This window comes from Mycobacterium sp. ZZG (genome assembly GCF_054786995.1).
The window spans coordinates 1-25,199 of record NZ_JBTBFV010000056.1; the positions used below are offsets into that span (position 1 = coordinate 1).

The 25,199-nt window shown below is 69.8% G+C and carries 20 protein-coding genes; 11 read left to right on the forward strand and 9 right to left on the reverse strand.

The window, feature by feature from the left end:
• The first annotated feature begins 139 nt into the window (after positions 1-139).
• On the forward strand, positions 140-802 hold the full coding sequence (locus ACXMYJ_RS23340; protein WP_260756631.1) for a DUF4304 domain-containing protein: 663 nt from the start codon (positions 140-142) through the stop codon (positions 800-802).
• Here the strand turns inward: ACXMYJ_RS23340 and ACXMYJ_RS23345 are convergent.
• The 4 genes from ACXMYJ_RS23345 to ACXMYJ_RS23360 form a co-directional block, all read right to left on the reverse strand.
• Positions 786-2,081 (reverse strand): pyridoxal phosphate-dependent aminotransferase, encoded by a 1,296-nt coding sequence (locus ACXMYJ_RS23345; protein ID WP_260756632.1) that lies wholly within the window; start codon positions 2,079-2,081, stop codon positions 786-788. The two genes, ACXMYJ_RS23340 and ACXMYJ_RS23345, sit on opposite strands and share 17 nt — an antisense overlap.
• A 71-nt stretch (positions 2,082-2,152) precedes the next feature.
• Positions 2,153-5,245 (reverse strand): (Fe-S)-binding protein, encoded by a 3,093-nt coding sequence (locus tag ACXMYJ_RS23350; RefSeq protein ID WP_260756633.1) that lies wholly within the window; start codon positions 5,243-5,245, stop codon positions 2,153-2,155.
• Positions 5,246-5,386: 141 nt separating this feature from the next.
• Positions 5,387-7,927, reverse strand: a complete 2,541-nt coding sequence (iniR, locus tag ACXMYJ_RS23355; RefSeq protein ID WP_260756634.1) for an isoniazid response ATPase/transcriptional regulator IniR — start codon at positions 7,925-7,927, stop codon at positions 5,387-5,389.
• 7 nt (positions 7,928-7,934) lie between these two features.
• Positions 7,935-9,773, reverse strand: coding sequence for an Hsp70 family protein (locus ACXMYJ_RS23360; RefSeq protein ID WP_443188042.1), 1,839 nt, complete (start codon positions 9,771-9,773; stop codon positions 7,935-7,937).
• Positions 9,774-9,944: 171 nt separating this feature from the next.
• Between ACXMYJ_RS23360 and ACXMYJ_RS23365 the strand changes: the two genes are divergently transcribed.
• The 5 genes from ACXMYJ_RS23365 to ACXMYJ_RS23385 all read left to right on the forward strand — a co-directional run bounded on the left by ACXMYJ_RS23365 (position 9,945) and on the right by ACXMYJ_RS23385 (position 17,071).
• A complete protein-coding gene (locus ACXMYJ_RS23365; RefSeq protein WP_260756636.1) occupies positions 9,945-10,448 on the forward strand; it encodes an Rv0340 family IniB-related protein in 504 nt (167 codons plus the stop codon).
• 258 nt (positions 10,449-10,706) lie between these two features.
• Positions 10,707-11,738: an IniB N-terminal domain-containing protein gene (locus ACXMYJ_RS23370; RefSeq protein ID WP_443188041.1), complete on the forward strand. Its 1,032-nt coding sequence runs from the start codon at positions 10,707-10,709 to the stop codon at positions 11,736-11,738.
• Positions 11,739-11,831: 93 nt separating this feature from the next.
• Entirely contained in the window at positions 11,832-13,649 is a 1,818-nt protein-coding gene (gene iniA / locus ACXMYJ_RS23375) for an isoniazid-induced dynamin-like GTPase IniA (protein ID WP_443188040.1), read from the forward strand.
• A gap of 41 nt (positions 13,650-13,690) precedes the next feature.
• Positions 13,691-15,187: a dynamin-like GTPase family protein gene (locus ACXMYJ_RS23380; RefSeq protein ID WP_260757907.1), complete on the forward strand. Its 1,497-nt coding sequence runs from the start codon at positions 13,691-13,693 to the stop codon at positions 15,185-15,187.
• A gap of 30 nt (positions 15,188-15,217) precedes the next feature.
• Positions 15,218-17,071: an Hsp70 family protein gene (locus tag ACXMYJ_RS23385; protein ID WP_460358990.1), complete on the forward strand. Its 1,854-nt coding sequence runs from the start codon at positions 15,218-15,220 to the stop codon at positions 17,069-17,071.
• Here ACXMYJ_RS23385 and ACXMYJ_RS23390 read toward each other — a convergent pair.
• The 5 genes from ACXMYJ_RS23390 to ACXMYJ_RS23410 form a co-directional block, all read right to left on the reverse strand.
• Positions 17,068-17,598, reverse strand: a complete 531-nt coding sequence (locus tag ACXMYJ_RS23390) for a hypothetical protein (protein WP_260756641.1) — start codon at positions 17,596-17,598, stop codon at positions 17,068-17,070. The two genes, ACXMYJ_RS23385 and ACXMYJ_RS23390, sit on opposite strands and share 4 nt — an antisense overlap.
• A 25-nt stretch (positions 17,599-17,623) precedes the next feature.
• The gene (locus tag ACXMYJ_RS23395; RefSeq protein WP_260756642.1) at positions 17,624-18,052 is read right to left on the reverse strand and encodes a hypothetical protein; all 429 of its coding nucleotides are present in this window, start codon (positions 18,050-18,052) and stop codon (positions 17,624-17,626) included.
• 40 nt (positions 18,053-18,092) lie between these two features.
• On the reverse strand, positions 18,093-19,043 hold the full coding sequence (locus tag ACXMYJ_RS23400; RefSeq protein ID WP_260756643.1) for an LLM class F420-dependent oxidoreductase: 951 nt from the start codon (positions 19,041-19,043) through the stop codon (positions 18,093-18,095).
• Between the two features lie 16 nt (positions 19,044-19,059).
• Entirely contained in the window at positions 19,060-19,683 is a 624-nt protein-coding gene (locus ACXMYJ_RS23405) for a TIGR03085 family metal-binding protein (protein ID WP_260756645.1), read from the reverse strand.
• A gap of 123 nt (positions 19,684-19,806) precedes the next feature.
• Complete coding sequence (locus ACXMYJ_RS23410; protein WP_260756646.1) at positions 19,807-20,355, reverse strand: hypothetical protein; 549 nt, start codon at positions 20,353-20,355, stop codon at positions 19,807-19,809.
• Positions 20,356-20,459: 104 nt separating this feature from the next.
• Here ACXMYJ_RS23410 and ACXMYJ_RS23415 point away from each other — a divergent pair, with 104 nt between their 5' ends.
• From ACXMYJ_RS23415 to ACXMYJ_RS23435, 5 genes are all read left to right on the forward strand, one after another.
• On the forward strand, positions 20,460-20,882 hold the full coding sequence (locus ACXMYJ_RS23415) for a pyridoxamine 5'-phosphate oxidase family protein (protein ID WP_260756647.1): 423 nt from the start codon (positions 20,460-20,462) through the stop codon (positions 20,880-20,882).
• A 190-nt stretch (positions 20,883-21,072) separates the two neighbouring features.
• Positions 21,073-22,953, forward strand: coding sequence for a molecular chaperone DnaK (dnaK, locus tag ACXMYJ_RS23420; protein WP_260756648.1), 1,881 nt, complete (start codon positions 21,073-21,075; stop codon positions 22,951-22,953).
• Positions 22,950-23,579: a nucleotide exchange factor GrpE gene (gene grpE / locus ACXMYJ_RS23425; protein WP_260756649.1), complete on the forward strand. Its 630-nt coding sequence runs from the start codon at positions 22,950-22,952 to the stop codon at positions 23,577-23,579. The genes dnaK and grpE overlap by 4 nt, the downstream gene beginning before the upstream one ends.
• A gap of 45 nt (positions 23,580-23,624) precedes the next feature.
• A complete protein-coding gene (dnaJ, locus tag ACXMYJ_RS23430; protein WP_260756650.1) occupies positions 23,625-24,806 on the forward strand; it encodes a molecular chaperone DnaJ in 1,182 nt (393 codons plus the stop codon).
• Positions 24,788-25,180 carry a heat shock protein transcriptional repressor HspR gene (locus ACXMYJ_RS23435; protein ID WP_396884960.1) on the forward strand — a complete coding sequence of 131 codons (393 nt, stop codon included), beginning with the start codon at positions 24,788-24,790 and terminating at the stop codon, positions 25,178-25,180. The genes dnaJ and ACXMYJ_RS23435 overlap by 19 nt, the downstream gene beginning before the upstream one ends.
• The last annotated feature ends 19 nt before the right edge of the window (positions 25,181-25,199 follow it).

Genomic DNA, 25,199 nt, shown 5'->3' on the forward strand with positions numbered 1-25,199 from the left:
TTGCACCGGAAGTGCCTTTCTGAACGTGGGCTGATCGAAGTGTGGTAACTCCAATCATCCCAGCTCAAAGGGCACTTTCCTTACATCAACACCCTCCGAACAGGCGATTCATCGGTGGATCGAGGCTTAGCCTGAGTGCATGGTCGAAAGGGAGGTCGAGCGGGCGCGGTTGAGACGGTCGTTCGAGGCGATGTTGTCCGGGGCGGTCGGCGCGTTTCTGTTGGAACGGGGATTCGAAAGGTCGGGCCACGACTTCGAACGCCCCCGAGGCCCGCTGCGCGACAGGATCAATTTTCAGAACAACTGGCACAACGGCGTGACCCGGTGGCACGGGTTCTTCGTCAACGTCGGGATGGGTTCGGGGGAGGTCGACGCCGCCTGCCCGGGGCATGAGCATCAACTGCACCCGCCTCAGAGTTTGCTCCTGAACCGCCGCTGGGAGGCGCTGGCGCCCGGAGCGCCCTACGAACTGCGGTTCGACCGCAGCACGGACATGGACGGGTTCGCCGACGGGGTGTGCGCGGATCTGGGCCGAACGCTGTCGGCGATGGAAAGTATCCAAACCACACCGCATTTGGTCGAGTACGCCGTCGAGAACAATCTGCTGATCGCCTATGAGAGCACCTGCTGTTACCTCGCGGCCACCGGTGACATGGACACCCTGACCCGCTATGTCGCGCTGTTGCACCGTGTGTTCGGGCGTCAGGAGCGATGGTCGATCTTCAGCAGGAACATCAGGGAGGCGGTGGGCCCACGCGCGTCGGTACTGTCGGCGCGCGGGCTGCTCACTGCCGGTAGCTGACCAGGAAGTTGCCCAGCCGCTCGATGGCGGCGGCCAGATCACGGGCCCATGGCAGTGTCACGATGCGCAGGTGATCCGGTGTGGGCCAGTTGAATCCGGTGCCTTGGGTGACCAGTATCTTCTCCTGCAGCAACAGGTCGAGGACCAGCTGTTCGTCGTCCTCGACGTCGTAGACCTCCGGATCCAGCCGCGGGAACGCGTACAGCGCCCCCTTGGGTTTGGTGCAGGACACCCCGGGGATCTCGTTGAGCTTCTCCCAGGCGACGTCGCGCTGCTCGAGCAGCCGGCCACCCGGCAGCACCAGATCGTCGATGCTCTGATGTCCGCCCAGTGCGACCTGAATCGCGTGCTGGGCAGGCACATTCGGGCACAGCCGCATGTTGGCCAGCAGGTTGATGCCCTCGATGAAGCTGCTCGCGTGTTCCTTGGGGCCGGTGATCACCAGCCAGCCGGAGCGGTAGCCCGCGACGCGGTAGGCCTTCGACAATCCGTTGAACGTCAGCGTGAGCAGATCCGGGGCCAGGCTGGCCAGGCTGATGTGCTTGGCGTCGTCGTAGAGGATCTTGTCGTAGATCTCGTCGGCCAGCAGGAGCAGCTGATGCTTGCGGGCGAGTTCGACCATCTGCTCGAGGATTTCGCGGCTGTACACCGCGCCGGTCGGGTTGTTCGGATTGATCACCACCAGCGCCTTGGTGCGCTCGGTGATCTTGGACTCCAGGTCGGCGATGTCGGGGTTCCAGTCCTGCGTCTCGTCGCACAGGTAGTGCACCGGGGTGCCGCCGGCCAGCGCGGTCGACGCCGTCCACAGCGGGTAGTCCGGGGCCGGGATCAGCACCTGGTCGCCGTTGTCGAGCAGCGCCTGCAGCGTCATGGTGATCAGCTCGGAGACGCCGTTGCCGAGGAAGACGTCCTCGATGTCGAAGCGCGGGAAGCCGTCGACGAGCTCGTATCGGGTGAACACCGCGCGGCGGGCGCTGACGATGCCCTTGGAGTCGGAGTAGCCCTGCGCGTAGGGCAGCGCGGCGATGATGTCGCGCATGATCACATCGGGGGCCTCGAACCCGAAGGGGGCCGGGTTGCCGATGTTGAGCTTCAGGATCCGGTGGCCCTCGGCCTCCAGACGGGAGGCGTGCTCGTGGATCGGGCCGCGGATCTCGTACAGAACGTCCTGCAGCTTGCTCGACTGGGTGAACTCACGCTGGCGCGCATGCTGGCCACTGGCCGTGTGCCACGGCGCCTGATGGGTACTCACGACGATCAGTCTCCCACGGGTGTCCAAGTCAATTTCGGTGCCGGAAACACCGAGGCCGCCGTCGCAGTCGCGACGGCGGCCCCGATATCACCGCGTGATCAGCGCCTGCCCGGCCGGCGGGCGCCCTTGGCGATGCCGAGACCCTTCACCGGGGGCTCGTCACCGACGACGCGGTCGCCGCCGTCACCGGAACCGTTCGGCGACGGCGCCGGCGAGGCGGGTTCGGCCGCCGTCGGTTCCGGCTCGGGCGTCGGCTCGGTCTTGGGCGCCGCGGCCGGGGCCTTCTTCTTGGCGCCCGGCCGGCGCGCACCCGCTGCGATCCCCAAGCCCTTGACCTCGGGCTCAGGCCTGGGTGCGTCCAGCCCGCGATCTGAGTCGGCCGTGTCGGCGGGCTCGGTGCCGGTGGCCGCTTTATCGGGGTCCACGTTGGGCGGCTGCACCACGGTGCCCGCGCCCTCGTTCGGCGACGCGGTCTTGGCCGGTGCCTTCTTCGCGCCGGGGCGGCGTGCGCCCGAGGCGATGCCGAGCCCCTTGACCTCGGGCTCGGGCTTGGCGGGAGCCTCGGCCGGAGCCTCTGCGGGTGCCGATGCCTGTGCGGTCGGTGCGGCGGCGGCCGGGGCCTTCTTCTTGGCGCCGGGGCGCTTCGCGCCGCCCGCGATGCCCAGGCCCTTGACCTCCGGCTCGGCCTTGGCAGGGGCCTCTGCGGGCGCCGCGGCCGCCGGGGCGGCCTTCTTCGCACCGGGGCGCTTGGCGCCGCCGGCGATCCCGAGTCCCTTGGCCGGTGCCGCCGCGGCCGGCTTGGCCTCGGCGGGTGCGGCGGCCGGCGCCTCGGCCTTGGCGGGTTCCGGAGCAGCCTCGGGTTCGGCTTCGGGCTCCTCGACCTTGGCGGGCGCCTCGGCGGCGATCCGTGCCGCACGCTCCTCGGCCTCCTTGGCGGCCGTGCCCTTCTCGGGCAGCGTGAACGTGCTCTTGTCGAGCGAGCCGAGCAGCAGCTGCGCGACGTCGAGCACCTCGATCTTCTCGATGTCCCTGGTCGCGGCCACGTCGTCCACCCCGTCGGTCATCATGACGCGGCAGAACGGGCAGCCGGTCGCGATCGCCGAGGCACCGGTGTCGAAGGCCTCCTCGGTGCGCTCGGTGTTGACGCGCTTGCCGATGTGCTCTTCCATCCACATCCGGGCGCCGCCGGCGCCGCAGCACAGGCCGCGGTCGGCGTGGCGGGGCATCTCGGTCAGTGTCGCGCCCGAGGCCCCGATCAGCTCACGCGGCGCCGAGTACTCCTTGTTGTGGCGGCCGAGGTAGCAGGGATCGTGGTAGGTGATGTCCTGACCGTTCGGGCTGCCGTCGGTGGACTTGACCGGCACCAGCTTCTTGTCGCGGACCAGGCGGTTCAGCAGCTGGGTGTGGTGCAGCACCGTGTAGTTGCCGCCGACCTGCGGGTACTCGCGGCCCAGGGTGTTGAAGCAGTGCGGGCAGGTGACGACGACCTTGCGGTCGACCCGTTCGACGCCCTCGAACAGCTCGTTGAGGGTCTCGACGTTCTGCGCGGCCAGCTGCTGGAACAGGAACTCGTTGCCGGACCGCCGCGCCGAATCGCCGTTGCAGGTCTCGCCCTCGCCGAGCACCAGGAACTTCACGCCGGCCGCCGAGAGCAGCTCGGCGACGGCCTTGGTGGTCTTCTTCGCGCGGTCCTCGTAGGCGCCGGCGCAACCGACCCAGAACAGGTACTCGTAGCCGTCGAAGGACTCGACGTCCTTGCCGTAGACCGGCACGTCGAAGTCGACCTCGTCGATCCAGTTGGTGCGGTCCTTGGAGTTCTGGCCCCACGGGTTGCCCTTGTTCTCCAGGTTCTTGAACAGCACGCCGAGCTCGCCGGGGAACTCGGACTCCATCATCACCTGGTAGCGGCGCATGTCGACGATGTGGTCGATGTGCTCGATGTCGACCGGGCACTGCTCGACGCACGCACCGCACGTGGTGCACGACCACAGCACGTCCGGGTCGATGACGCCGCCCTGCTCAAGCGTGCCGACCAGCGGACGGGTCGCCTGCAGCGGCGAGTCGGCCGGGATGCGCTCGAAGCCGGATTCGGGGACGTGGTGTTCGTCGTCCTCGTCGACCAGCCTCTCGATGATGCCACCCTCGGGGGTGTTCTCCAGTGGCGACTCCTTGCCGTCGAGGAAGTACGGCGCCTTCGCGAACATGTGGTCGCGCAGGTTCATGATCACGAGCTTCGGCGACAGCGGCTTGCCGGTGTTCCAGGCGGGGCACTGCGACTGGCAGCGACCGCACTCGGTGCAGGTGGTGAAGTCGAGGTAGCCCTTCCAGGTGAAGTCCTCGATCTTGCCGCGGCCCAGCACCGCGTCCTCGGCGGGATCCTCGAAGTCGACCAGCTCGCCCTTGGACTCCACCGGCAGCAGCGGGCCCAGCGCGTTCGGCATCCGCTTGAACGTGACGTTGATCGGCGCCAGACCGATGTGCAGGTGCTTGGAGTGCAGCACGATCAGCAGGAACACCAGCATGATCGCGATGTGCGCGAGCAGGGCGAACGTCTCGATCCACTCGTTGGCGGTGTGGCCGAGCGGGCGCAGGATCGCGCCCATGAACTGCGAGAGGAACGCGCCGTTGCCGTAGGGCAGGTTGCCGACGACCACGGCCGCGCCGCGCACCAGCGCGTAGGTCCAGATGACGTTGAAAATCATGAACAGGATCAGCCAGGCGCCGCCGGTGTGCGATCCGTAGAACCGGGAGTCGCGGCCGAGCTTCTTCGGCTCGCGCACGATGCGGATGATCGCGAACGTGATGATGCCGGCCAGCACCGCGACAGCGAAGAAGTCCTGCAGGAATCCCAGCGCATCCCAGCGACCGACCAGCGGGATGTGGAAGTCGTGGTCGACGAGCAGGCCGAACGCCTCCAGATACACCGTGGCCAGGACGAAGAAGCCCCACATCGTGAAGAAGTGTGCGAGACCGGGCACCGACCAGCGCAACAGCCGGGTTTGCCCGAAGACCTCTTCGAATTGCGTGGTGATGCGCTTCTGGAGGTTGTCCTTGCGGTTGTTGCCCTCGCTCAGGGGCTGCCCGGACCGGATCAGCTTGGTCAGCCAGAGCACACGCTTGGCGGCGAAGACGCCCACGACGGCGATCATCAGGACGCCGACGACGATCCTGATCAACATCTGCGTATCCACGCGTGCCTCCGGTTTTCTTGTTACCCGTGGGTAACTTACAGTATGTTACTGGGCGGTAACTTTAGCTCGGTGCCTGCTCATAGTTACATCCACCGGGGAAAGGCCGCTACAAAGGCTCACCTAACTCGTGGCTGAGGCGACTCAGATCGGTCGGTCGCCGCCGGGTGTCTCCATCAGCGCGCGCAGCATCGAGAGCAACTCGGAACGCGATTCGGCACCGAGGCGTCGCCGGATCCGGGCGACGTGATGTTCGACGGTCTTCGCCGAGATGAACAACTGGGCGCCGATGTCGCGGTAGGGCAAACCCTGCAGCAACAGTTCGGCGACCTCACGTTCGCGATCGGACAGGTGCGCCGCGGCCGGCCGGGACGGTAACGCGGATACCGTCGTGGCCGCGAGGGTGTCGGCGTCCGCCGGGTCGGCCGCCGCATCGCCGGCCGCGGTGTGTTTGAGATCACGGGCGAGTTGCAGCATGGCCTGCGAGATCCGCGGGTCAGAGGCCTGTAACGCGGCCTGTCCGGCCAGCCGGGTGCCGTCCCAGGTGTGGCCGAACTGCGCGAGAGCGCGGGCCGCGACGGTCACCTCGTCGACGTCGACCTGATGGGCCAGGACGCGCAACCAGGTCCGGCCCGCGGTGGCCAGCGCCCGCGCGAACCCGGAGTGGGTCGCCGCGGCGGTCAGCGCCTGACCGTGCGGCGCCACCGCCTCCGGCGAGTTGGCCAGGATGCCCGCGTGCACGCCGGCCCAATGCAGCGGCACGGTCCACAGCACCGGGTCATCGAGCCCGCGGAGAAGAGTGAACACCTCGTCGAGCAGATGTTGTAGCTGGTCCACCTGCCGCATCCGGGCGGCGGCGATCCACAGTTCGCCCAGCGGCAACACGCTGAAGACATCGACCGTGTACTCGGTGAGCACCTCCATGGCCGAATACCAGTGCTTCTGCATCGCGCCGCTGTCCCCACTGCGCCGCGCGACGCCGGTCTGCAATGCCGCGGCCCACAGCGCGTCACGGCGGTGCGGGGCCGGCCCCGTCGCAGGCCGGACCGCGTTGGTGGCTGCCGCCAGCTGACCGTCCTGCATGAAGGCCCAGGCCTGCAGAAGCCGGTGCCGCAGCGAGACGAAGGCGGCATCGGCGGCCCCGCGCTCCGCATCCGCGTGCACCGCGCGGCCGGCCACGCTGCGCGCCCGAACCGCGTCCCCGCCGTGCAACGCGGCCAGAGTCACCAGCGCGGCCGGGGTGTCGGGAAGGGTCGCCGCCGACCCCAGATCACTGCCGAGGGCCTGGCTCAACCGGGCAACAGCGACGGGGTAGGGCCGGTCCAGCGTCATCGCCAGGCCCTCGGTGAGGCCGGCCGCGGCGCGGGCGGTGGAGGTCGGCGGGCCCTCGGCGGGCGTCGAGGCGGCATCCCGCGCCCCGGCGACGTCACCCGCCGCGACGGCCGCGATCGTCGCCGCGGCCCCCAGGACCGCATCGGGCACCGGGCCCAGCCAACCGAACAGCGCGTGCGCCTGCGCGGCGCCGGTGTCGTGCATGGCGATGCTCGCCGCGATCCGCACCGCGGCGGCCCGCTCGGCCGGGTCGGGGGCGGTCAACAGCTCGTCGGCCAGCCGGCCGGCCGTCGCGCAGTCACCGGTCAGGGCGAGCGCGTCGGCCAGTTGCGCGCTGGACGCCGTCGCACCGGCGTCGGCGGCAGCCCGGTACAGGCGCGCGGTGCGGGCCGGGTGCGCGCGGGTGTGACCGGCCAGCTCGCTCAGCGCGGTGGCCAACCGCTCGTCCCGCAGCCCGTGCTCGGCCAGTCGCAACGCCAGATCGGCTGTCAACGTTCCCCTTTCGAGCTGGGAGGCCAGTACCGACACCTCGATGTCGTGATGCCTTGCCGTACCGACGATCTGAGCGACCGCGCGGTGCACCGAGTGCTGGAAGTCCTGCGGGTGTGACGGTTCGATCAGCCCGCTCGCCCGGGCCCGGTCGACGACCGACAGCGCGTCCTGCGAGGACAGTCCGAGCGCGGCGGCGACGTCGTCGGGTCCGAGCTCGAAGCTGAGCGACGAGACCACGAAAGCGTCGAGCAGGCGTTCGTCGCACCCGCGGAGCCGCTCGATGAGCCCGAATCGGGCCGCATCCCGCATGGGGTGGCCGCCGCCTGCCGCCGCGGCGAGCGCCGGCGCCAACAGGAAGGGCAGCCCGGCCGTCGCAGACATCAACGCGCGCAACAACTCCGGGGACGCCGGCACCCCGAGCGCCGCCGCGGCGACCCGGCTCACCTCGACCGCGGGCAGCGGCCCGAGCGTCACCGCGGGCCGTTCCCGTTCCAGGGCAGTGGTCAGTTCGCGCAACGGCCGATGGTGAGCCAGCGGTTCGGTGGCGATCACCACGGTGGCCGCGGGGTCGGCGACGAGTGCGGTCAGCCGGTCGAGTTCGGCGCCGTCGAGAAGATGGCTGTCGTCGACGACCGTCACGGTGTCAGCGGGATCGCCGGGCCGCGGCGGACGCGCCAGCACCGGGCGTCCGGCACCGAGCAGCGCCGCGCGCACCGCGGTCAGCAGGGTGGACTTGCCGGTGCCGACACCGCCTGTGACGACGAGCTTGTGCGCGGCGCGCGGATTGGCCTCGACCGCCGCGGCGGCCTCCCGCGCGGCAGGTGCGAGATCCGAGTGCCGCGGCACCCCCGGACTGGTCATGCCGCAGTCAGGCGCCGACTTCGGGGAGGACGGTCGTGATGATCGGGTCGGGCGGATCCACCGGCTCGGGCAGCGGTGGGATCGTCGTGGTGGGCGGCGGTGCTTGTGTCGTGGTCGGCGGCGTCGTCGTGGTCGGCCGCGTGGTCGTGGTCCTGGTCGTCGTCGTGGTCGGCGACGTCGTGGTGGTGGTCGTCGTGGTCGTCGTGGTGGTGGTCGGCGAGGTCGTCGCCGTCGTGGTGGTGGCCGGCGTCGTGGTGTCCGGCGGCGGCGGAGGCGGCGGTGGCTGGCTCACCGTGGTGGTCGCGACTCCGTCCGGGCCGACCGTCACGGTCGTGACCGGCGGCGGCAGCTGCACCGGAGTGGTCTCGGCGGGCGGGGTGGCGGTCTCGGTCACCGTGCCCGAATCACCCTCGGAACTGGTCAGAGTCACCGCCAGCCCGCCCGCAGCGAGCAGCGCCGCGGCCGCTGCCACCCCGAACAGCACCGGCGGCCTCTTGTACCAGGGCAGTGCCGGAGGCACGTCGGTGTAACCCTCGTCCTGGGGCGTGAACTCGACGGCGGGCCGCGCGGCGGTGCCGGCCGGGTCGGCATAGGCGCCGGCGGCGGTGTAGTCCCCGCCGGTGTACGGAAGAGGATCACCGGCGGCGTCGTCCTGGGACCACGCCAGCGCGCGGAACGTCGCCGAGGAGGCGCCGTCGCCGGCGGACTCGGTCGCGGCCAGGCCCGCGGCGCCGGCCGCCCAGGCGGCGTGGCCCATCGCCGTCGGCGCATCGGCGGCGGGCGCCATGCCGGTGGGAGCATCGGCGGCCAGGCTCTGATTGGCGACCAGCGCAGCACCCGCGGCGACGTTGAGCGCCGGCTCCGGGGTGGTGATCACCGGCGCCTGCAGCCGCTCGGAGAGCCTCTGGGTGACCAGCGGGATGGCCGCGCCACCGCCTACGGTGGCCACCGCGGAAACGTCGGCGGGCGCGATGTTCTTGCGCTGCAGCACATCCTCGATCGCAGAGAGCAGGCCGGTCAGCGGTTCGGACATCAGCTGCTCGAGTTCGGGGCGGGTGACCCGGACGTCGGAGGTGAACGCGGGCAGTGCGACCGGCACCGCCGTCGCGGTCTCCGCCGAGAGCCGTTCCTTGGCCGCACGGCACTCGTCGCGCAGTTGCGCCAGCGGCCCTACCGCGGCGGTGCCCGCTGTTCCCGCGGGGTCAGGGTTCTCGGCGGCCGCGATGCCGCTGAGCACATGATCGAGCAGCGCCTGATCGATCGCCTCGCCGGAGAACTCGCCGTAGCGGACCGTCTGGCCGACGATCGCGGCGCCGGCGGCCGCGTCGGCCACCGTGATGCTGGAGCCGCTGCCGCCCAGATCGACCAGCACGATGAAGCCCTGGTTCGGCAGCCCCGGTGCCACCCGCAGCGCGGCGAGCGCCGCCGCGGCGTCCGGGATGAGCGCGGGTGGGACGCCGTTGGGGGACAGCCGCGGCTGGGTGCGCAGCGCACCGCGCAGCGCCCCGACGGTGCCGGGGCCCCAGTGGGCGGGTACCGCGACCGCGATCGGGGCGCCTCCGTCGACCAGCCCCGCCATTCCGTCGAGGGCCTGGGCGAGGGTCTGTTCGCCGCGATGGGCCGAGCCGTCCGCCGCGATCAGGGGAACGGGGTCACCCACGCGTTCCACGAACCCCGTCAGGACGAGCCGCGGCTCGGTGAAGCCGGGGATCTCCGACCGGGCGCCCACCTCGGGCGCCCGGTCGCCGTACAGGTTCAGGATGGATCGTCGCGTCACCGGTGGGCGACCAACGCGGGCCGCGACCAGGTTGGTCATCCCGATCGACAACCCCAGCGGTTCGGTCATGTGAGCTCTCTCCTGTCTGGACCGTGGACCACCTTAGCGCCTGACGACGCTTTACCGGGGCATGTGCCCCTAATGTCGCGGATCCCCTAACGGGCTATCCCCTAATGGGAATTCGCCGGAGTTGGGCTGCGCACCGATCCGGTACCGGGTCGGCGGGCATAGCATCGAGCCATGCCGAACGCCTTGCTGGATTTCGTGATGACGCTGGTGCGTGATCCCGACGCCGCCGCGCGCTACGCGGCCGACCCGGCGCAGGCCCTTGCGGATGCCGATCTCACCGGCGTGACCAGTGCTGATGTGCAGAACCTGATCCCGGTGGTCGCCGAGTCGATGTCGACGACGGCACCGTTTTACGGCGTGGACGCCTTCGCCGCGGCCCCGGTGGACAACGTGTGGGCCAGCGGAGCGGCCACCGCCGCGTTCGATGCGTTCGACCTACCCGACGAGAGCCTGCCCGAGCGTGCCGTCATCGACGCCGGGGAGGCGACACCCGAGACCGTTGACCTGCTCGAGGTGCCGACCGCGGTTCCGGTGGACGACCTGGTGGTCGATGACGGCCTCAATGACGGAATCGACCCGACCGTCCTCCCGTCCGAGCACTGGATCGAGTCCCCGGCCGCCTTCGACGGCCCCGATGCCGACGACCACGCGTCGGGTATCGATCTGTTCGACTGAGCTGCGCTGTTCGACTCACCTGAGCGGCAGCCGGAAACCCGCAAGGACCACGCGTTCCTTGCGGGTTTTTCCATGCCCGAAGCACCCCCCGGGCGACCCCCTAATCCCCTAGTGCCCGCCACGCAAAACCCCTAGGTGAGCCCGTGAGGGGATGGGAGCGAACCCCGTTTTCGGGGGTTGGCGAACTCCATAACGTGGTGTCCAGATCGCCGGAGTGACCGGCGAGCACCACCCCGGACAGAGCAGAAAGGCACTGCCATGAACACCATCATCGACTTCATCCTCGACCTGTTCCGCAGCCCGGCCTCGGCGGCGGCCTTCGTCACCGACCCGGACGGCGCACTGCGCGACGCGGGCCTGCCCAACGTCACGGCCGCCCAGCTGGCGTCGGTGGCCGCCACCGCCGCTCCCGCCGGGTACGCGCTCGGCGGCGGCGATCCGGTCGTGGGCCTGCAGCGCGCGGTCGCCGACCACCACCAGCTCGCCTCCAACTTCGCCTCGCCGTTCTCCCCGCAGACCTCGTGGGCGCCGACCTTCGCCCCCGAGACCGACACCGACCTGCTCAGCGGCAACAACGTCCCGGTGGCCAGCCCGGTCCAGGACGCCGGCGCCAACGCCCAGAACGGCGCGTTCAACCTCGGCTTCGGTGACATCACCTTCGGCGACAAGACCAGCAACACCGCCACCAACGGCGGCGTCGTGGTCGACGGCGACAACGACGGTGACATCGTCAGCGGTGACGGCGCCGCGCTGGGCGACGGCAACACGATGAACAACGGCGACATCCTCGCCGGCTCGGGCTCCAACGTCGTGGTCGGCAAGGACAACGAGGTCGAGGACAACTCGAAGACCGCCGGCGGTGACCTGATCGCCGACAACGACGCCCCGGTGCTCAACGACGTCGACACCAGCGGCGGCAACGGCGGCGGCGCCGACGGCGGCGGCAGCCTCATCGGCATCGGCGGCGGCAACGCGGTCGGCGGCTCCGGCGGCAACGGCGGCGGCATCATCATCACCGACAACGACGTCAACACCGGCACCCAGATCGACGGCGACTTCGGCAGCAAGAACACCGAAGACAATTCGGTGAACACCTCGGTGCGCAACGACATCTCGACCTCCACCGAGACCTCGGTCGAGGACAACTCGTCGAGCTTCGAGTCCAACATCGGCTCGGGCAACGAGACCAACACCGACCTGTTCTCGGACAACGTCACCGGCGTCGACACCGACTTCGACACCGACGTCGCTTCCCACAACGACACCCAGGCGGCTCTGGACGCCTTCTGATCCGCCACCGCGCGACACCGGCGGGGACCGTGATGGTCCCCGCCGGTTCGCGCGCCTACCGTTGAACCACGCCGCAGCAACCAGAGGGGCACCATGACGCAGCCGGCCAACACGGTGATCGTCGAGCTGATCGACCACGTCGGCAAGATCGCGCACGCCCAGCAGCGCGGTGATCTCGCGGACCGGCTCGAGCGGGCCGGGGCGCGGCTCGCCGACCCGCAGATCCGGGTGGTGATCGCCGGACAGCTCAAACAGGGCAAGAGCCAGCTGCTGAACTCGTTGCTGAACATGCCGGTCGCGCGGGTCGGCGATGACGAGTCGACGGTGCTGCCGACCGTGGTGTCCTACGGTGAACAACCGTCCGCGCGGCTGGTGGTCGCCCGGCCCGACGGTGAGGAACCCGAGCTGGTGGAGATCCCGACGGCCGATCTGGGCAGCGACCTGCGCAGGGCGCCGCAGGCCCGGGGCCGCGAGGTGCTGCGCGTCGAGGTGAAGGCCCCGAGCCCTCTGCTCAAGGGCGGCCTGGCGTTCATCGACACCCCGGGGGTCGGCGGGCACGGGCAGCCGCACCTGTCGGCGACGTTGGGCCTGCTGCCCGACGCGGACGCCGTCCTGATGATCAGCGACACCAGCCAGGAGTTCACCGAGCCGGAGATGACCTTCATCCGGCAGGCGCTGGAGATCTGCCCGGTCGCGTTGCTCGTCGCCACCAAGACCGATCTGTACCCGCACTGGCGGCAGGTGGTCGACGCGAACCGCGCGCACCTGGGGCGCGCCGGGGTCACCGCCCCGCTGGTGCCGGTGTCCTCCACGCTGCGCAGCCACGCGGTGGCGCTCAACGACAAGGAGCTCAACGAGGAGTCCAACTTTCCGGCACTGGTGAAGTTCCTGTCCGACGAGGTGCTGGCCCGCCAGCGGGACCGTGTCCGCGAGCAGGTGATCGGCGAGGTCCGCGCGGCGGCCGAGCACCTGAGCCTGGCCGTCGAGTCCGAGCTGTCCGCGCTCAACGACCCGCAGGCCCGCGACCATCTCTCGGCAGACCTCGAGCGCCGAAAGCAGGAGGCGCAAGACGCGCTGCAGCAGACCGCGCTGTGGCAGCAGGTGCTCAACGACGGCATCGCCGACCTGACCGCCGACGTCGATCACGATCTGCGACATCGGTTCCGCAACATCACCTTTCACACCGAGCGGGTGATCGACGGCTGCGATCCCACCCAGAATTGGGCCGCGATCGGCGCCGAGCTGGAGGATTCGGTGGCCACCGCCGTCGGCGACAACTTCGTGTGGGCATACCAGCGTGCCGAGGCGCTGGCCGCCGAGGTGGCCCGCACATTCCGGGAGGCGGGACTGGACGCGGTGCGGATGCCGTCGATCGACGCTCGCGAGATGGGCGCCGACTTCGGCGAGTTCAAGTCGCTGACCCAGCTCGAGGCCAAACCGCTGAAGTTCGGGCACAAGGTCGTCACCGGGATGCGCGGCTCCTACGGCGGCGTACTGATGTTCGGCATGCTGACCTCCTTCGCCGGTCTCGGCATGTTCAACCCGCTGTCGCTGGGCGCGGGATTCGTGTTGGGCCGCAAGGCCTACAAGGAGGACATGGAGAACCGGATGCTGCGCGTGCGCAGCGAGGCCAAGGCCAACGTCCGCCGGTTCGTCGACGACGTCGCCTTCGTCGTCGGCAAGGAGTCACGGGACCGGCTCAAGGGGATCCAGCGCCAGCTGCGCGACCACTACCGAGAGATCGCCAACCAGACCACGCGCTCGCTGAACGAGTCGCTGCAGGCCACCCTCGCCGCGGCCAAGCTGGAGGAGACCGAACGCAACAACCGCGTCAAGGAACTGGACCGCCAGCTCGGCATCCTGCGGCAGGTCGTCGACCACACGCGCAAACTCAGCTCCCAGCCTCATTAAGCTCGAACGGTCAGCAGTCGAGCGATCCGAGACGGTGAAATCTGAGCACCAGTGACCGAGTGCGGGCGATCCTGGGCGGCACCATCGCCGCCTACCGGTCCGACCCCGCCTACCGCAGGCGTCCTGACGTGCACGCCGAACTCGAGCGGATCGGGCACCGGCTCAACGAGCCGATCCGCATCGCGCTGGCCGGAACCCTCAAGGCCGGCAAGTCGACGCTGGTCAACGCGCTGGTCGGGGACGAGATCGCGCCCACGGACGCGACCGAGGCGACGCGCATCGTCACCTGGTTCCGGCACGGCCCGACCCCGAAGGTGACCGCCAACCACCGCGGCGGACGGCGCTCCAACGTGCCGATCATGCGTGAGCGGAACGGACCGGACCGCGGCCTGAGCTTCGACTTCGCCCGCCTAGACCCCGACGACGTGGTGGATCTGGACGTGGAATGGCCCGCCGCCGAGCTGATCGACGCGACGATCATCGACACCCCCGGCACTTCGTCGCTGTCCCAGGATGTCTCCGCGCGCACACTGCGACTTCTCGTGCCCGACGACAGCGTGCCCCGGGTCGACGCGGTGGTGTTCCTGCTGCGCACTCTCAACGCCGCCGACATCGCACTGCTCAAGCAGATCGGTCAGCTGGTCGGCGGCTCGGCCGGCGCGCTCGGCGTCATCGGTGTGGCTTCGAGAGCCGACGAGATCGGCGCCGGCCGCATCGACGCGATGTTGTCGGCCAAGGACGTGGCCCAGCGGTTCACCGCCGAACTGGAGCGCACCGGCATCTGCCAGGCCGTCGTGCCGGTGTCCGGGCTCCTCGCGTTGACCGCCCGCACGCTGCGGCAGAGCGAGTTCGTGGCGCTGAAGAGGCTCTCCGAGGTCGAGCCGGCCCAGCTGGCGAAAGCGATGCTGTCGGTGGACCGCTTCGTCCGCGACGGGGAACCTGTGCTGCCGGTGGATGCGGCGACCAGGTCCGAGCTGCTGGACCGGTTCGGGATGTTCGGCATCCGCATCGCGATCGCGGTGCTGCGCGCCGGGGTGGACGATTCGGTGGCGCTGGCCGATGAGCTGCTCGAACGCAGCGGGTTGCTCGCGCTGCGCGAGGTGATCGACCAGCAGTTCGCGCAACGCTCGGATCTGCTCAAGGCGCACACCGCGCTGCTGTCGCTGCGCCAGTTCGTGCAACTGCACCCGATCTACGGCACCCCGCGGATCCTCGCCGACATCGAGCCGCTGCTCGCCGACACCCACGCCTTCGAGGAACTCCGGTTGCTGAGCCAATTGCGTTCGCGGCCGACCACTCTCAACGACGACGAGATGGCCTCGCTGCGGCGCCTGATCGGCGGTGCGGGCACCGATGCGACCAGCCGGCTGGGCCTGTCGCCCGAGGCTCCCGACGACGGCCCGCGCGCCGCGTTCGCCGCGGCCCAGCGCTGGCGCCGGCGCGCCGAGCACCCGCTCAACGACCCGTTCACCGCGCGGGCGTGCCGGGCCGCGGTGCGCAGTGCCGAAGCGCTGGTGGCGGAGTACGCCCGCACTTAACGTTTCCGCTGCGCGCAGCGATCTAGAAGTATGCGCAGTTCTCTGGGCGTCTCGCTGGGCGCCGCCAACCTGATCGCGGTCGCCGATGGCAGGCCGACGGTCCGGAGCGCGGCACAAATCCTGTCTCCACTGTCGCCGGCGGGTTTCGTCGACCGCGTCGGGGACCCGGTGCCGCTGGTGGCCGCCGACGGTTCGTACCACCACGCCGAGCAGTTGGCGGCCGACGCGATCGAGGCGATGACACGCCTGGCCCGACCGCAGCGCCGGCCGGATGTCGCCGCGGTCGCCGTTCCCGCGTACTGGTCAGGAGCGGCGGTGGCGGCGCTCCGGACCCGGGTTCCGCACCTGACCGTGGTGTCCGACGCGGTGGCCGCGCTCGCCGCGGTGCAGGCCGAGCGCGGCCTGCCCAACCGCGGTGTGGTCGTGCTGTGCGACTTCGGTGCGACCGGCAGCAGCATCACGCTGGCCGACGCGGGTAGCGGCATGGCGGGGATCGGGCGGACCGTCCGGTTCGACGATCTCTCCGGCGACCTGGTCGATCAATTGGTGCTTCAGACGGTGATGACGACGCTCGAAGCCGACCCGGCCGGCACCGCGGCGGTCGCGGCGCTGGCCGATCTGCGCGCGCTGTGCCGGGATGCCAAGGAGCGGTTGAGCCGGCATACCGCGACCGCCGTGCCGACCGGGCGCACCGCGGTACGACTGACCCGCGCCGAGCTCGAGAACGCCCTCGCCGGGCCGCTGGACCGATTCGTCGCCGTCCTGGTCGACACCCTGGACCGCAACGGGGTGCTCCCCGTCCAGGTCTCGGCGGTCGTCACCGTCGGCGGCGGTGCCGCTATACCTGTTGTCACACAACGCCTTTCAGCGGCGCTTCGGGCGCCGGTGGTGACGCCGGCACATCCCCGGGTGGCGGCCGCCGCCGGTGCCGAGCTGCTGGCGCTGCGTGCGGCGGAACGCGACCTGCCCACCGCAGTGGTCCCCGGGCCGACGGTCGCGACCGTGGCCGTGCCGCTCGCCCGGTCGGCCGATGCCGCGCTCGCCTGGTCGGCCCAGGCCGACGATGACGCGTCCACCGTGTTCGCCCTGTACGACCCGGCGTACGCGCGCCCCGAGGTGCACTTCGGCCACGAGGACCACGAGGACGAGGTCGGCGAGCCGGAGCCGTGGCCGTGGTACCGCCGTCCGGGCGTGCTGTTCGCCGGCGCGGCGTGTGCCGCCGCGGTCGCGGTCGGCGCGTTCGTCCTGACCTCCCACACGGTGGAGGCCGATACCACGCCGTCTGGCGCCGAGGGGATCGCGGCGCCGGTGGCGGTCCAACCCTGGCAGGAGGCCACCGCCGAACCGGCGCCGGCCACCGCCCCGGCCGTGCCGCGTGTGCCGTCGCCGGTGACCGGTGTCGCCGCGCCCGGGCCGGCGGTCGACGTTCCAGTTCCCGCTACGGCCGAGGAGCGGGTGGTCAAGCAATCAGGGGCCGCACCCGCACCGGCACCGGCAGTCGCACCTGCAGCGCCGGCACCTGCAGCGCCGGCACCTGCAGCGCCGGGGCGGATCCCGTGGCCGGTGTTCACGGTCGCGCCGGCCCCCGAGCTCGAGCCGTCACCGTCCCCCGAGCCGTCGCCCCAGCCGGAGCCAGAGCCTTCACCGTCGCCCGAGCCTGCACCGTCGCCGGAGCCGGAGCCGGAGCCTTCACCGGAGCCCCAGCCTTCGCCGTCGCCGGAGCCGGAGCCCCAGCCTTCGCCGTCGCCGGAGCCGGCGCCGGAACCCGCGCCAGCGCCGGGCCCCGAACCTGCGCCGGAGCCGTCGCCGGAACCCGAGCCGTCGCCGGAACCCGAGCCGTCGCCGGAAACCAGCTGCCTGCCGGAGTCCGAAACGGCCTGCTAGGGCGCGGGCGGCGCCGGGGTCTCGGTGACCGTCTCGGTCTGCGTCTCGGTCTGCGTGACCGTGCTGGTGCTCGTGCTGACCGACGGGCTCGTTGTCGTGGTGGTCGTGGTGGTCGGCTCGGTGGTGGTGGTGGTCGTGGTGGTGGTCGGCTCGGGGGTGGTCGTGGCCGCTTCGGTGGTGGTGGGGGTCGCGGTCTCGGTCACGGTGGCGGGCGGCACCGCCGCCGGAGCCGACGTCGTGGTCATCGGTGTGAGCGAGGTGGTGGTGCCGGTCTCGGAGTCGGAATCCCCGGTGATCGCCTTGGCCAGACCGAACACGATGAGCGCGATCAGCAGCGCCCCGACTGCGCCCAGCGACACCAGCGCGACCGGCTTGCGGTACCACGGAGTGTCGGCACCGGCGTCCGGCGGCGGCTGGTCGTAGCCGCCGGTCCCGTAGTCTCCGTAGCCCGTCCCGTAGTTGCTGAGCTGGGTCGGTTCCTCTTCGGAGTAGTAGTTCTGGTCGTCGGAATCGCCGTATCGCGCCACGGGACCCGATAGTAGGCGCTCGCGGCTACGGAACCGGGGACACCGTGCGTGTCACGTTGGTGCGCGGCCGGTTGCGCGTCGTCGTCCGGGCCTCGTCATCGGTCTCTCGCGTGCGGGGCGGGCGGGTGCTCCTGGTCGTCGTGGACGACTCCGACGTGGTCTCGGTGGTGGACTCCGGATTGATGTCACTGGTCATCGGCGGGCTGGTGCTGGTGATGGTCCCGGTCGTGGTCGACACCCCAGATTTGGTCGTGCTGGCCGTGGTGGCCGGTGGCACGTAGTACAACGGGGCGGGCTCCGGCTCGCTGAACTGCCGCGCCACATAGGAGATCAGCGTGATGACCAGCGCGATCGCCGCCAGACCGGCCACACTCGCCGCGAGCAGGGTGGAGGTCTGGTTGTGCCAAGCGACGGGCGGGTCCTCCGGCGCGTCGTCATGGTCCCGGCTGCTCACGGGCACCGATAGTAGACGTGAGCGGGTTCCCGCCGCCGGGTCAGCCGATGCGGGGGATGACGTGCTCGGCGAAGAACTCGACGTGGTCGAGATCGGACTGGTCCAGAACCTGCAGGTAGACCCGTTGGACACCGGCTTCGAGGAACGGGCCGAGCTTGTCGACGACCTCGTCGGGGGTGCCTACCACCGGGGAGTTGGAGCGCAGTTCGTCGACCTCCCGGCCGATCGCGGCGGCCCGCCGGGCGATGTCGGACTCGTCCTTGCCGACGCACAACACGAACGCCGCCGAGTAGGTCAGCGAGTCCTTGGCCCGGCCCGCCGTCTCGACCGCGGCCGCCACCCGGGCGTACTGCTCGGTCAGCGTTTCCAGCGGCACGAACGGGATGTTGAACTCGTCGGCGAACCGCGCGGCCAGCGCCGGGGTTCGCTTGGCGCCACCGCCGCCGATGATGATCGGGGGGTGCGGACGCTGCGCGGGTTTGGGCAGCGCGGGGGAGTCGCTGATCGTGTAGTGCCGGCCGGTGTAGTCGAACGTCTCACCGACCGGGGTGTCCCACAGACCGGTCAGGATCTCCAGTTGCTCGGTGAGCCGGTCGAAGCGTTCGCCCAGCCGCGGGAACGGGATCGCGTAGGCCTTGTGCTCGGCTTCGAACCAGCCTGCGCCGATCCCGAATTCGACTCGGCCACCGCTCATCTCGTCCACCTGAGCGACCGAGATCGCCAGCGGGCCGGGGTACCGGAAGGTGGCCGAGGTGACCATCGTGCCCAGCCGGATGGTCGACGTCTCGCGCGCGAGGCCGGCCAGCGTCACCCACGAGTCGGTGGGGCCGGGCAATCCGTCGCCGGCCATCGCGAGGTAGTGATCGGACCGGAAGAACGCCGAATAGCCGGCACTCTCGGCGGTCCGGGCGACGGCGAGCTGATCGGCGTAGGTCGCGCCCTGCTGGGGTTCGACGAAGACGCGGAAGTCGGGGGAATGTGTCACGGCCACGGTCGCCAGCCTAGGCTCAGAGTCCGCCTCGGGCGTTCTTGAGTCTTTCCACCAGGTCGGGGGCGCCGTCGAGCTGCACCCTCGCCTCGTCGCGGCCCGCCGCGAACATCAGCAGCTCCCCGGGGTCGCCGGTGACCGTCACCTGGGGGCCGCGGCCCGCGGTGGCCACCGTCTCGCCCTGCGGGGTGCGGAACACCACATGCGCGGGAGCCTTGCGCAGCGTCATCCTGGCCATCATCGCGATCGGTCGGCGCAACGCAGAGGTGGTCTGCTCGTCAAGCGGCCTGGGTTCCCAACCCGGGCGGGCCCGGCGCACGTCCTCGTGGTGGATGAACATCTCGGCGACGTTGGCGATGGGATCCAGAAGTTTGAACGGCGAGTACAGCGGTGGGCCCTCCGCGACCTGATCCAGCAGCGCGTCCCAGTCGGTGGACGCGGCCACCCGTTTCTGCACCCGCTCGGTGTAGTCGGCGAACGCCGGGATCATGATGCCCGGGGACGCGTCGAGCCGGCGTTCCCGTACCACCAGGTGAGCGGTGAGATCCCGCACGTCCCATCCTTCGCACAGCGTCGGGGCATCCGGCGGGGCGTCGCGGAAGGTGGCCACCAGGGCCGCCCGTTCACGTTGCGCAACGGTCATGTCAGTTCGTTCCCTTCTGCGGCCCGTCGGCCGGTTCCAAAAGAGTGCGGGACACGACCAGTATGGCCGCGCGAGATCGCCTGAAGTCCTGGGACTTTCAATCGGTCGTTCGCACCCCGGTACTCAGAAGCTCTCGACGCCCTCCACACGCACCACCATGCCGTGACCGGTGCTGTCGTTGGTGAACCGGGTGCCGTCTTGGCCGGCGTCGATCGTCCACCCCACCGCCGAATAGGTGCGGTAGTCCAGGGTCACCGCCGGGATATCGCCCAGATTGCCCAGCACCCAGCTCAATTCGCCGTCGGCGCGCAGGCGCACCCCGTTGGCCGGCAGACCGTCGATCTGCGGTGCGTCGGTGAAAGCCGACTCGCAGCCGACCTCGCTCTGGTTGAGCTGGCATCGGGTCTTGCCGCTCTTGGTCTGGATGAACACATAGCCGTTCTGCGGCTGGAGCACCTCACCGCCCGACGGGCGCGGCGGTGTCGACGGTGCAGGACGGGTCGTGGTGGGCGGCGGTGTGGTACTCGGACGGCTTGGCCGGGTGGTCGGAAACTCCGGTTCGCTGTGGGAGTCGGGTTCCCGCGTCGCGGTGCCCTCGACCGCTGACTGGCAGCCGACGAGCGCGACTGCGCATGCCAGCGCCGTCGCGGCCAGGGCCACCTGAGTCCTCATTGCCCCTCAGCGTACGCAGCTGTGGCGCATGGGACGGGAGTGACTCGCGGTGGCTGTGCTCGTAGGGGGGTCCGATCTCGACTCGGATCGGTAACATCACCCCCATGTCGCACGAGGGCCAGCCGGTCTCGATCCTGTCGGTCTCGGAGTGCTGGGATCTGCTGGCCGGGGCGCCCCTCGGGCGGCTGGTCACCTGCGTCGACGGGGAACCGTACATCTTCCCGATCAACTTCGCTGTCCAGAACCGCACCGTGTTGTTCAGCACCGCGGAGGGCACCAAGCTGATCGCGGCGGCGATCAGCAAGGAGGTGCTCTTCGAGGCCGACGGCTACAACAGCGCCGAGGGCTGGAGCGTGATCGTCAAGGGACCCTCGCGCTCGTTGCGGACCGACGAGGAGATCGCCGAGGCCGAGTGCGCGGGCCTGATGCCATGGACGGCGACGGTGAAGACCCATTTCGTGCGGATCCGCCCGTTCATCGTCAGCGGTCGGCGGTTCGTCTTCGGCGCCGCCCCCGACGGAAATTAGCCGGGTACACCCAGGCCCCTTCGCAGTTCTCGATCCGCACCCGGGAACAAATCCCCGGGCCGGGCTCGTTCATCTTTCGATAGTTGAGTGAACTTGACTCAAGTCTGGGTTGACAGAGACGTGTCGAAAAGAGCAGTCTTGAGTCCGGTGCACTCAGTCCGATGAAACGTCTACTCAGGAGGCAGCAACTATGGCTCGTGCGGTCGGTATCGACCTCGGGACCACCAACTCCGTCGTCGCAGTTCTGGAGGGTGGCGATCCGGTCGTCGTCGCCAACTCCGAGGGCTCCCGCACCACACCGTCGGTCGTCGCGTTCGCGCGTAACGGCGAGGTGCTGGTCGGTCAGCCCGCCAAGAACCAGGCCGTCACCAACGTCGATCGGACCATCCGTTCGGTCAAGCGCCACATCGGCACCGACTGGACGGTCGAGATCGACGACAAGAAGTACACGCCGCAGGAGATCAGCGCACGCACGCTGATGAAGCTCAAGCGTGACGCCGAGAGCTACCTCGGTGAGGACATCACCGACGCGGTGATCACCGTCCCCGCATACTTCAACGACGCCCAGCGTCAGGCCACCAAGGAAGCCGGTCAGATCGCCGGCCTCAACGTCCTGCGCATCGTCAACGAGCCGACCGCCGCCGCGCTGGCCTACGGCCTCGACAAGGGTGAGAAAGAGCAGACCATCCTGGTGTTCGACCTCGGTGGCGGCACGTTCGACGTGTCTCTGCTGGAGATCGGCGAGGGTGTCGTCGAGGTGCGCGCCACCTCCGGTGACAACCACCTCGGTGGCGACGACTGGGACGACCGGATCGTCGAGTGGCTCGTCGACAAGTTCAAGGCCTCGGCCGGCATCGACCTGACCAAGGACAAGATGGCGATGCAGCGGCTGCGCGAAGCCGCCGAGAAGGCCAAGATCGAACTGTCGAGCTCGCAGAGCACGTCGATCAACCTGCCCTACATCACCGTCGACGCCGACAAGAACCCGCTGTTCCTCGACGAGCAGCTGACGCGCGCCGAATTCCAGCGCATCACCCAGGATCTCCTGGACCGCACCCGCAAGCCATTCCAGCAGGTGATCAAGGACGCCGGCATCGCCGTGGGCGACATCGACCACGTCGTGCTCGTCGGCGGGTCCACCCGGATGCCCGCGGTCTCCGATCTGGTCAAGGAGATGACCGGCGGCAAGGAGCCGAACAAGGGCGTCAACCCGGACGAGGTCGTCGCCGTCGGCGCCGCGCTGCAGGCCGGTGTGCTCAAGGGTGAGGTGAAAGACGTTCTGCTGCTTGACGTCACCCCGCTGTCGCTCGGTATCGAGACCAAGGGTGGCGTGATGACCAAGCTCATCGAACGCAACACCACGATCCCGACGAAGCGCTCGGAGACCTTCACCACGGCTGACGACAACCAGCCGTCGGTGCAGATCCAGGTGTTCCAGGGCGAGCGCGAGATCGCCGCGCACAACAAGCTGCTCGGCTCCTTCGAGCTGACCGGCATCCCGCCGGCCCCGCGCGGTGTCCCGCAGATCGAGGTCACCTTCGACATCGACGCCAACGGCATCGTGCACGTCACCGCCAAGGACAAGGGCACCGGCAAGGAGAACACGATCAAGATCCAGGAAGGCTCCGGCCTGTCCAAGGAGGAGATCGACCGGATGATCAAGGACGCCGAGGCGCACGCCGACGAGGACCGCAAGCGCCGCGAAGAGGCCGACGTCCGCAACCAGGCCGAGTCGCTGGTCTACCAGACGGAGAAGTTCGTCTCTGAACAGCGTTCCGCCGAGGGCGGGTCCAAGGTTCCCGAGGACACGCTGTCCAAGGTCGACGCCGCGATCGCCGACGCCAAGACCGCACTTGCCGGCACCGACATCGGCGCCATCAAGTCGGCCATGGAGAAGCTCGGTGAGGAGAGCCAGGCCCTCGGCCAGGCGATCTACGAAGCCACCCAGGCCGAGCAGCCCGCGGGCGGCGCGCCCGGTGGCGAGTCCGCCGGTGGATCGGGCTCCAGCGACGACGTGGTCGACGCCGAGGTGGTGGAGGACGACAGCTCGAACGGCGGCGAGCGCAAGTGAGCGATCCAGTCGACAGAGAAGAACCCATCACGGTCACCGACAAACGGCGCATCGACCCGCAGACCGGGCAGGTGCGCGAGACTCCGGCAGCCGGGCCGGCCCCCAGTGGGCCGGCGCCGGCGGGGTCGGCCGGTGAGTCGGCGGTCGAAGCCGAGGAAGCCGGCAAGGCGGCAGAGCTGCTCGCCGACCTGCAACGGGTACAGGCCGACTTCACCAACTACCGCAAGCGTTCGCTGCGCGACCAGCAGATGATCGCCGACCGGGCCAAGGCCACGGTGATCAGCCAGTTGCTGCCCATCCTCGACGACCTCGACCGGGCACGCAGCCACGGAGACCTGGAGTCCGGGCCGCTACGGGCCGTCGCGGACAAGCTGGTCTCCACGCTCGAGGGGCTGGGCCTGACCGGCTTCGGCGAAGAGGGTGAGGAGTTCGATCCCGCGCTGCACGAGGCCGTGCAGCACGAGGGCGAGGGCACTCATCCGGTGGTCGGCAACGTGATGCGGCGCGGCTACAAAGTCGGCGAACAGGTCGTCCGCCACGCGATGGTGGGCGTCGTCGACACCGTTCCCGACGCGTCCGAGGCCGAGAATGCCGACGCCGCGCCGGAACAACCCTCACAATCGTGAGAATCGACCAGCAACCGTGACAAGAAGGTAAGGAGGTGACGCACCATGGCCCAACGCGAGTGGGTTGAGAAGGACTTCTACAAAGTGCTCGGCGTCGCTTCCGATGCCGACGAGAAGGAGATCAAGCGGGCCGCCCGCAAGATCCTCGCGGAGAACCACCCCGACCGGAATCCGGGCAACACCGAAGCCGAGGAGCGCTACAAGACTGCCTCCGAAGCCAAAGAGGTGCTCACCGATCCCGCGAAACGCAAGGAGTACGACGAGACCCGCCGGCTGTTCGCAGGCGGCGGGTTCGGTCGCGGCCGCTTCAGTGGCGGCGGGGGGTTCGGCGGCTTCGGTGGCAGCGACGGCACGGAGTTCAACCTCAACGATCTGTTCGACGCCGCCGGCCAGGCCGGCGGCGCCAACATCGGGGATCTCTTCGGTGGGCTGTTCGGCCGTGGCGCCCAGCAGCCGCGGCCGTCGCGGCCCCGCCGCGGTAACGACCTGGAGACCGAGACCTCGCTCAGTTTCCTGGAGGCCACCAAGGGTGTGGCGATGCCGTTGCGGCTCACCAGCCCGGCCCCGTGCACGAACTGCCATGGCAGCGGCGCACGTCCGGGAACCAGCCCGAAGGTGTGCCCGAACTGCAACGGGGCCGGCGTCGTCAGCCGCAACCAGGGCGCGTTCGGATTCTCCGAGCCATGCACCGAATGCCGGGGCAGCGGCTCGATCATCGAGAACCCGTGCGACGAATGCCGGGGCACCGGGGTGACCACCCGCACGCGCACCATCAACGTGCGGATCCCGCCGGGTGTGGAGGACGGGCAGCGGATCAGGCTGGCCGGCCAGGGCGAGGCCGGGTTGCGCGGGGCGCCGTCGGGCGACCTCTACGTGACCGTCCACGTCAAGCCGGACAAGGTCTTCGGCCGCAACGGCGACGACCTGACGGTCACCGTCCCGGTCAGTTTCCACGAACTCGCGTTGGGGACAACGCTTTCGGTTCCGACTCTGGAGGGCAAGGTGGGTGTCCGGGTGCCGAAGGGCACCTCCGACGGCCGCATCCTGCGGGTCCGCGGCCGGGGCGTCCCGAAGCGTTCCGGGGGCCACGGCGACCTGCTGGTCACCGTGAAGGTCGCTGTGCCGCCGAACCTCGAAGGCGAGGCCGCAGAGGCACTGGAGGCGTACGCGAAAGCTGAACGCGCCAGCGGTTTCGACCCGCGGGCGGGATGGGCCGGTGCGCTGTGAGCGCCGGCCGGTCCAGCCGTAACGAGGAGGCCAGGACCTTCCTGATCTCGGTGGCCGCCGAGCTGGCCGGTATGCACGCGCAGACACTGCGTACCTACGACCGGCTCGGTTTGGTCAGCCCGCAGCGCAGTTCCGGTGGCGGACGGCGTTATTCGCAACGTGACGTGGAGCTGCTGCGCGAGGTGCAGCGGCTGTCACAGGACGAAGGGGTCAATCTCGCCGGGATCAAACGCATCATCGAGCTGACCAATCAGGTCGAGGCGCTTCAGGCCCGGGTGCGAGAGCTCAGCGAGGAAGTGGAGCACCTGCGGGCCCAGCCGCGCGCCAAGAGCACCGCGCTGGTGGTGTGGCAGCCGCGCAACAAGCGCTCGTAGTCCGGGGCTCTCGCGCCGC

What these genes read in the sequence shown, in the direction of transcription:
- ACXMYJ_RS23410 (WP_260756646.1), bottom strand. Translation starts at nt 20,355, where the DNA reads ATGAGGACTCAGGTGGCCCTGGCCGCGACGGCGCTGGCATGCGCAGTC.
- iniR (WP_260756634.1), bottom strand. Translation starts at nt 7,927, where the DNA reads ATGACCAGTCCGGGGGTGCCGCGGCACTCGGATCTCGCACCTGCCGCG.
- ACXMYJ_RS23360 (WP_443188042.1), bottom strand. Translation starts at nt 9,773, where the DNA reads ATGACCGAACCGCTGGGGTTGTCGATCGGGATGACCAACCTGGTCGCG.
- ACXMYJ_RS23415 (WP_260756647.1), top strand. Translation starts at nt 20,460, where the DNA reads ATGTCGCACGAGGGCCAGCCGGTCTCGATCCTGTCGGTCTCGGAGTGC.
- ACXMYJ_RS23385 (WP_460358990.1), top strand. Translation starts at nt 15,218, where the DNA reads ATGCGCAGTTCTCTGGGCGTCTCGCTGGGCGCCGCCAACCTGATCGCG.
- ACXMYJ_RS23405 (WP_260756645.1), bottom strand. Translation starts at nt 19,683, where the DNA reads ATGACCGTTGCGCAACGTGAACGGGCGGCCCTGGTGGCCACCTTCCGC.
- ACXMYJ_RS23435 (WP_396884960.1), top strand. Translation starts at nt 24,788, where the DNA reads ATGGGCCGGTGCGCTGTGAGCGCCGGCCGGTCCAGCCGTAACGAGGAG.
- dnaJ (WP_260756650.1), top strand. Translation starts at nt 23,625, where the DNA reads ATGGCCCAACGCGAGTGGGTTGAGAAGGACTTCTACAAAGTGCTCGGC.
- ACXMYJ_RS23340 (WP_260756631.1), top strand. Translation starts at nt 140, where the DNA reads ATGGTCGAAAGGGAGGTCGAGCGGGCGCGGTTGAGACGGTCGTTCGAG.
- iniA (WP_443188040.1), top strand. Translation starts at nt 11,832, where the DNA reads ATGACGCAGCCGGCCAACACGGTGATCGTCGAGCTGATCGACCACGTC.
- ACXMYJ_RS23365 (WP_260756636.1), top strand. Translation starts at nt 9,945, where the DNA reads ATGCCGAACGCCTTGCTGGATTTCGTGATGACGCTGGTGCGTGATCCC.
- ACXMYJ_RS23370 (WP_443188041.1), top strand. Translation starts at nt 10,707, where the DNA reads ATGAACACCATCATCGACTTCATCCTCGACCTGTTCCGCAGCCCGGCC.
- dnaK (WP_260756648.1), top strand. Translation starts at nt 21,073, where the DNA reads ATGGCTCGTGCGGTCGGTATCGACCTCGGGACCACCAACTCCGTCGTC.